At 60.5% G+C, this 12,054-nt stretch carries 10 protein-coding genes; 3 read left to right on the forward strand and 7 right to left on the reverse strand.

Going from position 1 to position 12,054, the window contains the following annotated elements:
* Positions 1-9 precede the first annotated feature (9 nt).
* From AADW22_RS13345 to AADW22_RS13360, 4 genes are all read right to left on the reverse strand, one after another.
* Positions 10-888, reverse strand: coding sequence for a F0F1 ATP synthase subunit gamma (locus AADW22_RS13345; RefSeq protein WP_005849572.1), 879 nt, complete (start codon positions 886-888; stop codon positions 10-12).
* 14 nt (positions 889-902) lie between these two features.
* Positions 903-2,441 carry a F0F1 ATP synthase subunit alpha gene (gene atpA / locus AADW22_RS13350; protein ID WP_064217142.1) on the reverse strand — a complete coding sequence of 513 codons (1,539 nt, stop codon included), beginning with the start codon at positions 2,439-2,441 and terminating at the stop codon, positions 903-905.
* Positions 2,442-3,002, reverse strand: a complete 561-nt coding sequence (locus AADW22_RS13355; protein WP_174226613.1) for a F0F1 ATP synthase subunit delta — start codon at positions 3,000-3,002, stop codon at positions 2,442-2,444.
* Between the two features lie 278 nt (positions 3,003-3,280).
* Positions 3,281-4,051: a methyltransferase domain-containing protein gene (locus AADW22_RS13360; protein WP_005849577.1), complete on the reverse strand. Its 771-nt coding sequence runs from the start codon at positions 4,049-4,051 to the stop codon at positions 3,281-3,283.
* Between the two features lie 151 nt (positions 4,052-4,202).
* Here AADW22_RS13360 and gloB point away from each other — a divergent pair, with 151 nt between their 5' ends.
* From gloB to AADW22_RS13375, 3 genes are all read left to right on the forward strand, one after another.
* Entirely contained in the window at positions 4,203-4,970 is a 768-nt protein-coding gene (gloB, locus tag AADW22_RS13365) for a hydroxyacylglutathione hydrolase (protein WP_407473890.1), read from the forward strand.
* A 175-nt stretch (positions 4,971-5,145) separates the two neighbouring features.
* Complete coding sequence (clpA, locus tag AADW22_RS13370) at positions 5,146-7,467, forward strand: ATP-dependent Clp protease ATP-binding subunit ClpA (RefSeq protein WP_005849580.1); 2,322 nt, start codon at positions 5,146-5,148, stop codon at positions 7,465-7,467.
* On the forward strand, positions 7,464-8,432 hold the full coding sequence (locus AADW22_RS13375) for a M23 family metallopeptidase (protein WP_407473891.1): 969 nt from the start codon (positions 7,464-7,466) through the stop codon (positions 8,430-8,432). Before clpA ends, AADW22_RS13375 begins: the two co-directional genes overlap by 4 nt.
* 2 nt (positions 8,433-8,434) lie before the next feature.
* On the opposite strand, the gene AADW22_RS13380 is transcribed toward AADW22_RS13375, so the two are convergent.
* From AADW22_RS13380 to AADW22_RS13390, 3 genes are all read right to left on the reverse strand, one after another.
* Positions 8,435-10,183 (reverse strand): peptidoglycan -binding protein, encoded by a 1,749-nt coding sequence (locus AADW22_RS13380; protein ID WP_407473892.1) that lies wholly within the window; start codon positions 10,181-10,183, stop codon positions 8,435-8,437.
* 2 nt (positions 10,184-10,185) lie between these two features.
* On the reverse strand, positions 10,186-11,388 hold the full coding sequence (locus tag AADW22_RS13385) for a hypothetical protein (protein ID WP_005849585.1): 1,203 nt from the start codon (positions 11,386-11,388) through the stop codon (positions 10,186-10,188).
* Between the two features lie 74 nt (positions 11,389-11,462).
* Positions 11,463-11,993: a gamma-glutamylcyclotransferase gene (locus AADW22_RS13390; protein ID WP_407473893.1), complete on the reverse strand. Its 531-nt coding sequence runs from the start codon at positions 11,991-11,993 to the stop codon at positions 11,463-11,465.
* Between the last annotated feature and the right edge of the window lie 61 nt (positions 11,994-12,054).

Here is a 12,054-nt window from a genome sequence, read left to right on the forward strand (position 1 = left end):
CGATTTGTTCTACAGCGCTTCCGCGCCGGAAATGATTTCGATCAGCTCGTTGGTGATGACGGCCTGACGCGAACGGTTATACTCGATGGTCAGATCTTCGATCATGTCACCGGCGTTCCGTGTAGCGTTGTCCATTGCCGACATCCGGGCACCCTGTTCAGAGGCCGCGTTTTCCAGCAGAGCCGAGAAGATCGCCGTTGCAACGCCGCGCGGCAGCAGGTCGGCCAGGATGGCCTCTTCGCTGGGCTCGTAGTCGAACAGTGTCGTCGCCTCGTCCGCGCCTTCGGTCTCTTCGAAGGTCGCCGGGATGATCTGCTGTGCCGTCGGGATCTGGCTGACGACGTTCACGAACTTCGCATAGAAGATCGTGGCGATGTCATATTCACCCGCGTCAAAACGGCCAAGTACGTCCTTGGCGATCCCCTGCGCATCGGCATAGCCAAGGCGCTTGACGTCGCTGAGGTCAACGTGACCGACCAAAAGGTCGCCAAAGTCACGACGGATGCTGTCGCGGCCTTTCTTGCCAACGGTCAAAATTTTGACCTCCTTACCCTTGGCGATAAGGCCACGAGCATGGGCTTTGGCAAGCTTGGCGATGTTGGCGTTAAAGCCACCGCACAGGCCACGTTCAGCGGTCATGACAACCAACAGGTGAACCTGATCCGACCCTGTGCCGCTCAGCAGCTTGGGGGCGGTGTCAGACCCACCTACCGATGCAGCCAACCGCGACATCACAGCGTTAAAACGCTCTGTGTAGGGGCGGGACTGCTCGGCAGCTTCCTGCGCGCGGCGAAGCTTCGCCGCGGCAACCATTTGCATGGCTTTCGTGATCTTGCGGGTCGATTTGACCGACGCGATCCGGTTTTTTAGGTCCTTGAGGTTTGGCATGTGCCCTCCCTCCCTTAAGCGAAGTCAGCGGCGAAAGAATCGATGGCAGCTTTGATCTTGTCTTCCAGCTCACCCTTCACCTTGCGGTCGTTGTTGGTGATGTCAGCCATCAGGTCGGCGTGCTTGCTGCGCAGGTGCGCCAGCAGGCCCGCTTCAAAGCGGCCAACTTCATTGACGTCGATCTTGTCGAGGTAGCCGTTTGTACCCGCATAGATCACGCAGACGATTTCCGCGTTGGTCAGGGGGGAGTACTGAGGCTGCTTCATCAGCTCTGTCAGGCGCGCACCACGGTTCAGCAGCTGCTGAGTGGAGGCATCAAGGTCGGAACCGAACTGAGCAAAGGCCGCCATTTCGCGGTACTGAGCCAAGGACAGCTTAACCGGACCAGCAACAGAGGACATCGCTTTGGTCTGAGCCGAGGACCCAACGCGCGAAACCGACAGACCGGTGTTCACAGCAGGACGGATACCTTGGTAGAACAATTCGGTTTCCAGGAAGATCTGACCGTCGGTGATCGAGATCACGTTGGTTGGAATAAACGCGGAAACGTCACCACCCTGGGTTTCGATGATCGGCAGAGCTGTCAAAGAGCCGTTGCCTGCGTCATCGCCCAGCTTCGCCGAACGCTCGAGCAGACGGGAGTGGAGATAGAAAACGTCACCTGGGTAAGCTTCACGCCCGGGCGGACGACGCAGCAGCAGGGACATCTGGCGGTAGGACACGGCTTGCTTGGAAAGGTCATCGTAGATGATCAGCGCGTGACGGCCGTTGTCGCGGAAGAATTCCGCCATAGCTGTTGCGGAGTATGGTGCGAGGTACTGCATTGGTGCAGGCTCGGACGCGGTGGCGGCAACAACGATGGAATAGTCAATCGCGCCTGTTTCCTCGAGCTTTTTAACCAGCTGGGCAACAGTCGAACGCTTTTGGCCGATCGCAACGTACACGCAGTACATTTTCTTGCTCTCGTCGTCGCCTGCGGCGTCGTTGATCTGCTGTTGGTTCAGGATCGCGTCCAGAGCAACGGCAGTTTTACCGGTCTGACGGTCACCAATGATCAGCTCACGCTGGCCACGACCAACGGGGATCATCGCGTCAACGGATTTCAGGCCAGTCGCCATTGGCTCGTGCACCGATTTCCGTGGGATAATGCCGGGGGCTTTAACGTCCGCGAGGCCACGCTCGGTGGATTCGATGGGGCCTTTGCCGTCGATGGGGTTACCCAGACCGTCAACAACACGACCCAGCAGACCGTTGCCGATTGGCACGTCCACGATGGAGTTGGTGCGCTTGACGGTGTCGCCTTCTTTGATGTCGCGGTCGGAACCGAAGATAACAACACCGACGTTGTCTGTCTCGAGGTTCAGGGCCATGCCCATGATGCCGCCGGGGAATTCGACCATCTCGCCAGCCTGGACGTTGTCCAGACCATACACGCGAGCGATACCATCACCAACGGACAGAACGCGGCCAACTTCGGCAACTTCTGCTTCTTGACCAAAGTTCTTGATCTGGTCCTTCAGGATCGCAGAAATCTCTGCAGCTTGGATACCCATTTATCCGACCTCTTTCATTACATTCTGGAGGGAATTGAGCTTTGCGCGGATCGACGTGTCGATCATCTTAGAGCCCACTTTTACGATAAGACCGCCAATGAGGGAGTCATCAACGGTCGCATTCAACGTTACTTTTTTGCCTGTGGTCGCGGCGAGCGACTTGGACAGTTTTTCGGACTGCGCTTTGGTCAGCGCCTTGGCCGAAATCACATCAGCAGTCACTTCGCCTTTTTCAACGGCGATGATGTCACGCAGGTTCTGGACCAGCTGCGGCAGGACGAACAGACGGCGCTTGTTGGCCATCAGTTCCAGCGTGCTGGCGAGCGTCTGGGACAGGTCCATCTTTTTGGCGATGGCACTGATCGACGCGGCTTGCTGTTCGCGCGTGTAGATCGGCGAATTGATCAGATCGCGGAAATCTTCGCTTTCGGCCAGTGCGGCTTGCAGCGCATCAAGATCTTTCTCGATCTGGGGAAGGGCTTTGGCCTCTTGGGCCAGCTCGTACACGGCGGTCGCATAGCGTTGTGCGATACCTGTAGAGATTGATGCTGTTTCGGACACGTCCATCCTCTCATACGTCAGGGCCGGATAAGCGAATACATCGCGTCACCGGGGTGTTGGCGCGACTTGAAATTACCCAAGACGTCTAAATCAGGGCGGATGTAGCAGACGGACCCGCATCCCGCAACACAGTATAGTGAGGTTGCCACAGGAAAGCGCCCCTTATTCTTAACGCAATGCACCCCTGCGACGCTTTGACCTGATCAACCTGCCTAAAAATCAATAGACATCCGGCAATTTCGGGTGTGGCAGCGATTCTTGCCGCCGTGGCGCGGGGGTCACATAGGCTGCGGCAGTACCGCCTGAACTGCCGAAGGTGTCACCGCGCCGACCCCTTCCAAAACGCGGATCGACCGGCGCGCTGGTGTGCGTGCAACCTTGCCTTTGGGCGGGTACACCAGCTTGGTCACCTCGACCATAAACGCCCCGCCCGCCATGATCGTCGGCATGTGCCGCCCGACCTTTTCAAACAGCGGCCCCGCGCGCCGGAACGTCCGTCTGGTCGAGGGCATCAGATACAGCGCACCCAACTGGCGCTCGGGCAGGAACTGGTGTTTGCGCAGTTGCGTTTCGAGCTGCCCCAGCGAATAGGGCCGCCCGTATCCGAAGGGCGTGATATCGCTACGCGCCCAGAACCCTGCACGGTTGGGCACGATGAACAGCGCCCTGCCCCCCGGCCCCAACACGCGCCAGCATTCCTCTAGCAGGTCGCCCTGCCGGTCAGACGTTTCAAGCCCGTGCATCAGAACCAGCCGGTCGACATGTCCGGTTTCGATCGGCCAGAGCGTTTCTTCGGTCAGCACAGAGGTATTGGGCATGCCCGCGGGCCAAGGCATGACCCCCTGCGGCCCCGGCATCAGCGTCATCACCCGCCGCGCATCGGCCAGATAGGGGCGCAGCAAGGGGGCCGCGAAACCAAAGCCCACAACGGTCTGCCCCTTGGCCTCGGGCCAAAGCTCAAGCATGCGGGTACGCAGGGAATGCTGCGCCGCGCGGCCAAGGGCACTGCGATAGTAAAAGTTGCGCAGGTCTTGGACATCAAGGTGCATGGGCAAAGGGCCTTGTTGGGTGGATCGCCCCGACCCTAGACCAAAGCCACGCGCCGCAAAAGAGCGGACTGCGCGAAACCCGTTTGCAGCACCGCCCCGCCCGCGCTAGCGTGGTGATCCGCACCCCGAAACCTCGACCGGAGCCGCTGCCATGTCCTTTGATCTTGTGACCATCCCCTGCCTGTCCGACAACTACGCCTTCCTGCTACGCGACCTGACCAGCGGCAAGGTCGCCTTGATCGACGTGCCCGAGGCCGCGCCGATCACTGCCAAGCTGGACGAGTTGGGCTGGACGCTGACAGAAATCTGGCTGACCCATCACCACCCCGACCACATTCAGGGCGTGCCCGCGCTGATTGCCGACCACCCTGCCCGCGTGATCGGTGCCAAGGCTGATGCCGAACGCCTGCCCCCGCTGGACGCGGCCTATGACGACGGACAATCCTTCACCTTCGGCGCGCATACGGTCGATGTGATCGATGTGTCGGGCCATACCGTCGGGCATATCGCCTTTCACGTCCCCGCGGCCAAATGCGTCTTTACCGCCGACAGCCTGATGGCGCTTGGCTGTGGTCGTTTGTTCGAAGGCACGCCCGCGCAGATGTGGGACAGCCTGCAAAAGCTGATGCGCCTGCCCGCCGATACCACCGTATGTTCGGGTCACGAATACACGCAGTCGAACGCAAAATTCGCCCTGACGGTTGATCCGGAAAACACGGCACTTATATCTCGTGCAAGAGAGATCGATCAGGCCCGTGCTGATGGCGAGCCGACAGTTCCCTCGACGCTTTCAACGGAACTTGAAACCAACCCCTTTCTGCGCCCGTCCGATCCGGGCATCCGTGCGCAACTGGGGATGGTCAACGCCACCGACACCGATGTGTTTGCCGAAATTCGCGCGCGCAAAGACCGTTTCTGACCGCCGCAATCATGGTCTAAAATCGACGTTCACGATAAATGTGACAGCGATATTGCAGAAAAACCTTGAAGCTGCGCCGTGATCAACCAAACTCTAATACTATGAGGCCATGCTCGGTTGCGGCGCGTCCTGTTTCTGACGCCCCCTCCGACACAGATCGAAAAGGAGCACGCCTGTGCCTTCATTCTCGTCTACCCTAGAACAAGCCATTCACGCGGCGCTGGCGCTTGCCAATGCGCGCAAACATGAATTCGCTACGCTTGAACATCTTCTTTTGGCCCTGATCGACGAACCCGACGCCGTGCAGGTGATGAAAGCCTGTTCTGTCGATATGACCGAACTGCGCGAAACGCTGGTCGAATTTGTCGATGAAGACCTGAACAATCTGGTCACCGATGTTGACGGCTCCGAAGCGGTGCCAACGGCAGCGTTCCAGCGGGTGATCCAGCGTGCGGCGATCCATGTGCAATCCTCTGGCCGGACCGAAGTGACCGGCGCGAACGTGCTGGTCGCGATCTTTGCGGAACGCGAAAGCAACGCCGCCTACTTCCTGCAGGAACAGGATATGACGCGCTATGATGCGGTCAATTACATCGCGCATGGCGTCGCCAAAGATCCGGCTTTCGGTGAACCACGCCCCGTGTCCGGTGCGCCGGATCACGAGGAAGAAGCTCAAGGTGTCACCGATGGCGACAAGAAAGAATCCGCGCTGGCGAAATACACCGTTGATCTGAACGCGAAATCCCGCGAAGGCGACGTTGATCCGCTGATCGGCCGGTCGGACGAGGTGGAACGCTGCATTCAGGTGCTGTGCCGCCGCCGCAAGAACAACCCGCTGCTGGTGGGTGACCCCGGCGTCGGGAAAACCGCCATCGCCGAAGGGCTGGCGCGCAAGATCGTTGCCGGTGAAACGCCGGAGGTCTTGGCCGAAACCACGATCTACTCGCTCGACATGGGCGCGTTGCTGGCCGGCACCCGCTACCGCGGTGATTTCGAAGAACGTCTGAAAGCCGTCGTGACCGAGCTGGAAGAACATGACAACGCCGTCCTGTTCATTGACGAGATCCACACCGTTATCGGTGCCGGTGCCACATCCGGCGGCGCGATGGATGCCTCCAACCTGCTGAAACCCGCGCTTGCGGGCGGAAAGCTGCGCACCATGGGGTCGACCACCTACAAGGAATTCCGCCAGCATTTCGAAAAAGACCGTGCCCTTGCGCGTCGTTTCCAAAAGATCGATGTGAACGAGCCTTCGGTCGAGGATGCGGTGAAAATCCTGCGGGGCATCAAACCCTATTTCGAGGATCACCACTCGGTCAAATATACCTCTGACGCGATCCGGACCTCGGTTGAACTGGCGCACCGCTATATCAACGACCGCAAACTACCTGACTCCGCCATCGATGTGATCGACGAAGCGGGCGCGGCGCAGCATCTGCTGGCCGCCTCGAAACGGCGCAAGACCATCGGCACCAAAGAAGTCGAAGCCGTGGTGGCCAAGATCGCGCGCATCCCGCCCAAGAACGTGTCCAAGGATGATGTGATTGTGCTCAAGGATCTTGAGGCATCGCTGAAACGCGTCGTCTTCGGTCAGGACAAGGCGATCGAAGCCCTGTCTTCCGCGATCAAACTGGCCCGTGCCGGCCTGCGCGAGCCCGAAAAACCCATCGGCAACTACCTGTTCGCAGGGCCGACAGGTGTGGGTAAGACCGAGGTGGCGAAACAGCTGGCCGACACGCTTGGTGTGGAACTGCTGCGTTTCGACATGTCTGAATACATGGAGAAACACGCCGTTTCCCGCCTGATCGGTGCCCCTCCCGGCTATGTCGGGTTTGATCAGGGCGGCATGTTGACCGATGGCGTTGACCAGCACCCGCACTGCGTTCTGCTGCTCGACGAGATGGAGAAAGCCCACCCGGACGTCTACAACATCCTGTTGCAGGTGATGGATCACGGCAAGCTGACGGACCATAACGGCCGGACAGTGGATTTCCGCAATGTCGTGCTGATCATGACGTCGAACGCAGGCGCGTCCGAGCAGGCGAAGGAAGCGATCGGCTTTGGCCGTGACCGTCGCACCGGCGAGGATACCGCCGCGATCGAACGGACCTTCACGCCCGAATTCCGCAACCGTCTGGACGCGGTGATCAGCTTTGCGCCGCTTCCGAAAGACGTGATCTTGCGGGTGGTCGAGAAGTTCGTGCTGCAGCTTGAAGCTCAGCTGATGGACCGCAACGTGACGATTGAACTGTCCACCAAAGCCGCCGAATGGCTGGGCGACAAAGGCTATGATGCACGAATGGGTGCGCGCCCCCTTGGACGCGTCATCCAAGAGCACATCAAAAAGCCCCTCGCCGAAGAGCTGCTGTTCGGCAAGCTGGCGAAAGGTGGTGTGGTCAAGGTCAACGTCAAGAAGGGCGAGCTGGACCTGACGATCCTCGGGTCGGAAAACCCCAAGCTGACAGGCAACAAGCCACCGTTGCTGACAGCTGAATGATACCACGCAGCGCCGTATTTGCGCTTGCCCTGCCCTTTGCCAGCCCCGTGCTGGCAGAGGGTTTTCTTATCTCCCCGCCCCTTGACTGCGACCTTGGCACAGATTGCTTCATCCAGCAGTATGTCGATAGCGACCCGTCGTCTGATGCGATGGATTTCACCTGTGCCGCGTTAAGCTATGACGGGCACAAAGGCACGGATTTCGCACTGCCCAGCCGGGCCCGTATCGCCGACAACATCCCCGTCCTTGCCAGCGCCGCAGGCCGTGTCACCGGTATGCGCGACGGTATGGCTGACAGCGGTTATACCAGCGAAAACGCCGCCGATATCGACGGTAAGGAATGTGGCAACGGCGTCGTGCTTGACCACGGGAACGGTTGGGAAACCCAGTACTGCCACCTCAAACAAGGCTCCGTCAGCGTTACCACGGGGCAAGAGGTCGCCTTGGGCGACACCATCGGCTTTGTCGGGCAGTCGGGAAAGGCCGCCTTCCCCCATGTGCATCTGTCGGTGCGCAAAGACGGGGACGTCGTTGATCCCTTCGATCCCGATGGGACCACCAGCTGCGACGCGCCCGGTGATAGCAATCTTTGGGCTGAACGGCCCGACTACCGCGCCGGTGGGCTGATCAGCATTGGTTTTGCCGATGCGGTCCCCGCCTATGACGCCATCAAACAAGGCGAGGCAGCGGCGGCGTCCCTGCCCGTGGACGCGGATGCGCTGGTTGTCTGGGGCTATATGTTTGGCACGCGGGCAGATGACATCGTGAACCTGTCCATCACCGGCCCTGACGGCATGGTGATCGCGGATGATGTGACGCTGACCAAAACCCAGGCACAAGCCTTTCGCGCCATCGGCAAACGTGGCCGCGTGGACTGGCCGGCGGGCATCTATACCGGCACGGTGACGATGATCCGCGGCCTGCAGATCATCAGCCAACGCAGCACGGAAATCGAGGTCAAATAACGCTACCTCTCGGTCAGCTTCAGCTCGATACGGCGGTTTTGCGCGCGCGCGGCTTCGGTATTCCCACTGGCAACGGGTTGATATTGACCAAAGCCGTTCGCGGCCAGCCGTTCCGGTGCGATCCCGAGGAAGTTGATCATATATTTGACCACCGAAAGGGCGCGCGCCTGACTAAGCTCCCAGTTATCCGCAAATTCGCCCAACCCCGACAGCGGCTGGTTGTCGGTATGCCCGTCTACGCGAATGACCCAGTCGATTTCAGGCGGGATATCGGCCGCGATGTTGCGTAGGATACCGGCGACCTTGGCGATCTCTCCACGACCATCGGCGGACAGCGTGGCGGCCCCCGGGGGGAACAACACCTCGGAAGAGAAGACGAAACGGTCCCCCTCGATGCGCACACCCTCCTGATTGCCCAAAAGCGCGCGCAGACGGCCAAAGAACTCGGACCGGTATTGTTCGAGGTTCTTTGTCTCGGCCTCAAGCCGCGCACGTTCAGCCGCTTCAAGCTCGGCGCGGCGGCGTTCTTCGGCGGCGACCCGTGCGAGGGCGGTGTTCAGATCTGACCCCAACGATTGCAACTGCACCTCTTTCGCGGCATCGCGTGCGACGGCATCATCCAGCAGGGATTGCAGCTCCCCCAACTGGCCGCGCAGGGCGGCGACCTGCTGGTTCAATAGTTCTGTCTGGCGTTGTGCAGCGGCAGTCGCCGCTTCTTCCTGCGCCAGCTCGGACCGGGCGGCCTCCAGCAAAGCGGCCTGTTTCTCTGCATCCGACAGCTCTGCCTCGGCGCGGCTCTCAGCGGCAAGCTTTGCAGCAAGCGCATCCGCCAGTTTGGCGCGCAGCTCTGCCCGATCGGCCTGAGTTGCTTCAAGAGTTTCGGTTTCCGCCAGCGCAGCGGCAAGTTCTGCATCCAGCGTTTCCTTGGCAGCGCGGGCGGCGGCCAGCAGGGTCAGCGTATCCTCGGCCTCTTTGCGCTGCGTCTCTAGCGCCAGCGTCATTGCGGTCAGCTCTGCATCGGCGTTTTCCAGCTTTTCACGCAAGCGTTCGGCGGCAGCGGCTTCGGCCAGACGGGCGGCTTCGGCCTCTGACAGCGCCGCGGCATTCTGCGCGGCGGCGGTTTCCAAAGCGGCCTGCGCATCCTGATTTTGCGCCCGCAGATCATCCACCAGCGCCGTCAGCGCATCACGGCGGGCGGCGGCAAGGCGGGCGGCTTCGGCCTGGGCGTCCGTCTCTGACCGCGCCTGCGCCAAGGCAAGGTTCAACGCCTCTTGCGCGCTCAGCAGTTCTTCTTGTCGTGTTTCAAGCGCTTCTCCACGGGCGACCGCCGCATCCCGCTGGGACAACAGGCTTGCCACCTGCGCCTCGAAACCGGAGATCTTGGCCTCTGCCGCGTCAAGCTGTGCGGCCTGCGCATCGCGTGTCGCGGTCAAGGAGGCGATCATCTCCGCCTGCTCTGCCGCCTGATCGCGTGCAGCGGTGAGGGATGTGTTCAGCGTCCCCAATTCTGCCTCAAGCTCGGCCGTGGTTTGCCGTTCCATCCCAAGCGCTTGAGCCAGCGCCGCGACTTCACCCGACAGCGAATTCAGCTCGTTCTCTTGCCCGTTGATCCGCTGGGTCTGTACGGCTTGCAGCACCATAAAGATGGTCAACACGAACATCAGCACCAGCAAAAGACCCGTCATCGCATCCACGAATCCCGGCCAGATCGAGCCCTGAAACCGTGCCCCAGTGCGTCGGGAAAGCGCCATGATCAGCTGCCCTCGGTGTCGGTACGGTCAGGGGTGCGCAAGCGGCGCGGCTCAGCGCCACGCGGGGCCGACAGCGCCTTGGCCAGCAAGGATATATCCTTGCGCAACTCGGCCATCGTCTCCTGCCGTCCGGCTGAAATCTCTTCGAGAATACGCAGCATTTGCACGTCGATCGACCGCAGGCGCATCCGGCTTTCCGCATCCGCGCGTTCGTGTTCACCCTGCCCTTCAAGCACGGCCACCATACGCTCCTGCCCTTTGGCGATCCGGTCAAGGCTTTCGGCCGGCGTATCGGTCTGTGCGGCCCGCGCCGACAGTTCCTCCATCGTGGCGGCCAGCGCACCGATCTTGCTGTTCAGCGCGGTCTGGCTTTCCGCCGATTGTCCGATCAGCTGACGCAGGCTGTCCATCTGTTCGGCCATGTGATCCAGTACACCTGCCACCGCGTTTTGATCCGACGCCCCGTCCTCGCCCGAGGAAAAACCAACGCGGGTGATCGAGCTGAGCCAATCTTCAAGCTCTTGATAAAAGCGGTTCTGCCCGTGACCAGCAAAGAGTTCAAGCAAGCCAACCACCAGCGATCCCGCCAGCCCCAAAAGGGACGACCCGAACGCCACCCCCATACCGCCAAGCTGCGATTCCAGCCCTGTCATCAGGCGCGCGAACATATCGGTGCTGCCGTCCCCTTCTTGCGGGGCGAGGCTGCGGATGGTTTCAACCACCGCCGGTACAGTCGTCGCCAAGCCGTAGAACGTGCCCAGAAGCCCGAGGAAGATCAGCATGTTGACGATATATCGCGTGATCTCGCGCGCTTCGTCGATGCGGGTGGCGACGGAATCCAGGATAGATCGGGTAGAGGTCGCGTTCACCTGCATCCGCGCGCCGCGTGTGCGCAGCAGCGATGCCAGCGGTGCCAGCAGTTGCGGGGCGACGGCATCGGCATTGGGCGCGTCAGAGGCGAAATTCTCGATCCAGCGCACAGAGCCGATCAGCTGCACCACCTGATAAAAGCAGGCGATCACACCGATGAAGAAGACGACAATAATGACCCCGTTCAAATAGGGGTTCGCCGCAAAAATAGGCAAAACGCTTGGCAGCGCTAGAAAAGCCCCGATGCAGGTCAGCCCGAGGGCGATCAGCATCAGCGTGATCTGCCGCACCGGCTGGGAAAACTGTGGTTTGGATTCGCGATCTGACTGCGCCATGCCTCGTGGCTCCTGACACTTTTGTGCTTCTGTTGCCGCAGCCTACACTTAATCCCGACGGTTATGCCACGGGTTTATGCGCATAAACTCTTTACGCGGTCGTGCAGCCACGCCAGCGACGGATCATGCAGCCCGATCTGCGTCAGATGCGCTGCGGTGTTGAACAGATATTCGGTATTCGGCCCCATGCCGCCAACCGCGCCCGAGATGATCTGCGCCTGCTCTTCCAGCGGCAAGCCGCCGCAGTATTGGTCATGTTCCGCGTCAATCACATAGACCAAAGCCGCAACCGTGCGCCCGTCCTCTAGCTGCACATCCAGGGTTTTCTCTACATAAGCCGACGACACAAGCTCGCGTTCGCGCAAATAGGCCAGCGTCGCCTCTTCGGTGCCCGGTGCCACCCGCAGCGCCATGCCATCACAGGCCGTGCCGGTATCCGCATCCAGCGCCAGCACAAGTCCCGGACGTTCGACCGAGCCACGGTGGTGGATGGAGCGCATGCAGAAAGACCGCGCATACCCGGGCAACCGCCCGATCACGCTTTCCGCGACGTCAAACCCCGGTTTCCACAATAAGCTGCCGTAACCGAACACCCACATTGCCATGTCTCTGGTCCTTTATCATTGGCTTGTTTAAAGCTGCGCTATCGCAGGCGTTAATAAGGTG

Origin of the sequence: Sulfitobacter sp. PM12 (assembly GCF_045586035.1) — a bacterium.
GTDB classification, from domain to species: Bacteria; Pseudomonadota; Alphaproteobacteria; order Rhodobacterales; family Rhodobacteraceae; genus Sulfitobacter; species Sulfitobacter pontiacus.

Bases quoted from the DNA above. Each gene is read 5' to 3' on its own strand.
- AADW22_RS13345 (WP_005849572.1), bottom strand. From the start codon at position 888: ATGCCAAACCTCAAGGACCTAAAAAACCGGATCGCGTCGGTCAAATCG.
- atpA (WP_064217142.1), bottom strand. From the start codon at position 2,441: ATGGGTATCCAAGCTGCAGAGATTTCTGCGATCCTGAAGGACCAGATC.
- AADW22_RS13360 (WP_005849577.1), bottom strand. From the start codon at position 4,051: ATGCACCTTGATGTCCAAGACCTGCGCAACTTTTACTATCGCAGTGCC.
- gloB (WP_407473890.1), top strand. From the start codon at position 4,203: ATGTCCTTTGATCTTGTGACCATCCCCTGCCTGTCCGACAACTACGCC.
- AADW22_RS13375 (WP_407473891.1), top strand. From the start codon at position 7,464: ATGATACCACGCAGCGCCGTATTTGCGCTTGCCCTGCCCTTTGCCAGC.
- AADW22_RS13380 (WP_407473892.1), bottom strand. From the start codon at position 10,183: ATGGCGCTTTCCCGACGCACTGGGGCACGGTTTCAGGGCTCGATCTGG.
- AADW22_RS13385 (WP_005849585.1), bottom strand. From the start codon at position 11,388: ATGGCGCAGTCAGATCGCGAATCCAAACCACAGTTTTCCCAGCCGGTG.
- AADW22_RS13390 (WP_407473893.1), bottom strand. From the start codon at position 11,993: ATGGCAATGTGGGTGTTCGGTTACGGCAGCTTATTGTGGAAACCGGGG.